Annotated in this window: 3 protein-coding genes; all 3 read left to right on the top strand. The window is 63.6% G+C overall.

The annotated features are described in order from the left end of the window. Positions 1 to 458: ATP-dependent Clp protease proteolytic subunit (locus tag AC5RWT_RS36765; protein WP_494084521.1), on the top strand; the 458-nt coding region annotated here is incomplete at its 5' end. A 188-nt stretch (positions 459 to 646) separates the two neighbouring features. Further along, positions 647 to 1,939 (top strand): ATP-dependent Clp protease ATP-binding subunit ClpX, encoded by a 1,293-nt coding sequence (gene clpX / locus AC5RWT_RS36760; protein WP_493967769.1) that lies wholly within the window; start codon positions 647 to 649, stop codon positions 1,937 to 1,939. Positions 1,940 to 1,999: 60 nt separating this feature from the next. Beyond that, positions 2,000 to 2,163 (top strand): ClpX C4-type zinc finger protein (locus AC5RWT_RS36755; protein ID WP_494084522.1); only part of this gene is annotated, 164 nt, incomplete at its 3' end.

Raw genomic sequence — 2,163 nt, 5'->3', positions numbered from 1 at the left:
CGACGGACCCGGACCGCGACATCACCATCTACATCAACTCGCCGGGCGGATCGTTCACCGCGATGACCGCGATCTACGACACCATGCAGTACATCCGCCCGGAAATCCAGACGGTCTGCCTGGGCCAGGCGGCCAGCGCCGCGGCAGTGCTGCTCGCAGCCGGTACGCCCGGCAAGCGCCTGGCACTGCCGAACGCACGCGTGCTGATCCACCAGCCGGCGCTGGGCGGCGGCGACCGCGGGCAGGCCAGCGACCTGGAGATCCAGGCCAACGAGGTCATGCGGATGCGCAAATGGCTGGAGGACGCCCTGGCCATGCACTCGGGCAAGGACTCCGCGCAGATCAACAAGGACATTGAGCGGGACAAGATCCTCACGGCCGACGGCGCGCTGGAATACGGGCTGATCGACCAGGTGCTCGACTCCCGCAAGATCGTCAAGCCGGCGATCACCAAGTAGGAACAGCCGGTCCTGCACTGCCCGTGGCGCGTCATATCGCACCACGGGCAGTGTTGTTACTGAAACTGTCGGCGCAGTGAATTAGAGTTGTTGTCAGCTGGCTCGGCAGCGCAGCACCAATCCGGCAGCAGCCGGGCAGCCAGCTGCCGCGGCAAGGTGCCGACGTGGAACCAAGTAAGGGGACGGATATGGCTCGCATAGGTGAGAGCGCTGACCTGCTCAAGTGCTCTTTCTGCGGCAAGAGCCAAAAACAGGTCCGCAAGCTGATTGCCGGCCCCGGCGTCTACATCTGCGACGAATGCATCGAGCTCTGCAACGAGATCATCGAAGAGGAACTGGCCGAGGTATCGGACCTGGGCAGCTTCGAACTGCCCAAGCCGCGGGAGATCTTCGACTTCCTGCAGGAGTACGTGATCGGCCAGGAACCCGCCAAGCGCGCACTGGCGGTTGCGGTCTACAACCACTACAAGCGGATCCAGTCCGGGCATGCGCCCAAAGGCAGCGCGAATCTGTCCGATGCCAGCCCGCTGGAGGACGTGGAAGTCTCCAAGTCGAACATCCTGCTGATCGGCCCCACCGGCTGCGGCAAGACCTACCTGGCCCAAACACTGGCCCGCCGGCTGAACGTGCCGTTCGCGGTTGCCGACGCCACGGCCCTGACCGAGGCCGGTTATGTGGGCGAGGATGTGGAGAACATCCTGCTCAAGCTGATTCAGGCCGCCGACTACGACGTTAAAAAGGCCGAGCAGGGCATCATCTACATCGACGAGATCGACAAGATCTCGCGCAAGAGCGAAAACCCGTCGATCACCCGTGACGTCTCCGGTGAAGGTGTGCAGCAGGCGCTGCTGAAGATCCTCGAGGGCACGGTCGCCTCCGTTCCGCCGCAGGGCGGCCGAAAGCATCCGCACCAGGAATTCATCCAGATCGACACCACGAACGTGCTGTTCATCGTCGCCGGTGCCTTCGCCGGGCTGGAGGAAATCATCGGTTCCCGGGCCGGCCGCAAGGGCATCGGCTTCGGCGCCCCGCTCAAGGACGCGGCAGGGGAGAAGGACAGCTACGGCGAGGTCATGCCGGAAGATTTGCTAAAGTTCGGCCTGATTCCGGAGTTCATCGGCCGCCTGCCGGTCATCACCACGGTGTCCAACCTGGACCGCGCGGCCCTGATCAAGATCCTGACCGAACCGAAGAATGCCCTGCTGCGCCAGTACCAGAAGATGTTCCAGCTGGACGGCGTGGAACTGAGCTTCGAGCAGGAAGCCCTGGAAGCAGTGGCGGACCTCGCGCTGGAGCGGGGCACCGGTGCCCGCGGACTGCGGGCCATCATCGAAGAAACCCTGCAGCCGGTCATGTTCGACCTCCCCAGCCGCGACGACGTCGCCTCCGTGGTGATTACCGCGGACGTGGTGCTGAACAAGACTGAACCAACGCTGATCTCCCACGACGTGGTAGCCAAGCGGCGGAACAAGTCGGCCTGACACACTGCACCGCTCCGGACCGCCGGACGACCGAACGAGGACCAGACAAGGGGATTCACTATGGCCCGGACCGTTGAAGGCTCGGAGCTGCTCACCTGCTCGTTCTGTGGAAAAAGCCAAAAGCAGGTGAAGAAGCTCATCGCCGGAGGGGGCGTGTACATATGCGACGAATGCGTCGGACTGTGCAACGAACTGCTGGAGGAAGAGTTCGGCACCGGGGCAGC

Source organism: Arthrobacter sp. Dra40 (genome assembly GCF_059091905.1).
This window is presented reverse-complemented; position numbering and strand designations above follow the sequence as displayed.

Bases quoted from the DNA above. Each gene is read 5' to 3' on its own strand.
- clpX (WP_493967769.1), top strand. From the start codon at position 647: ATGGCTCGCATAGGTGAGAGCGCTGACCTGCTCAAGTGCTCTTTCTGC.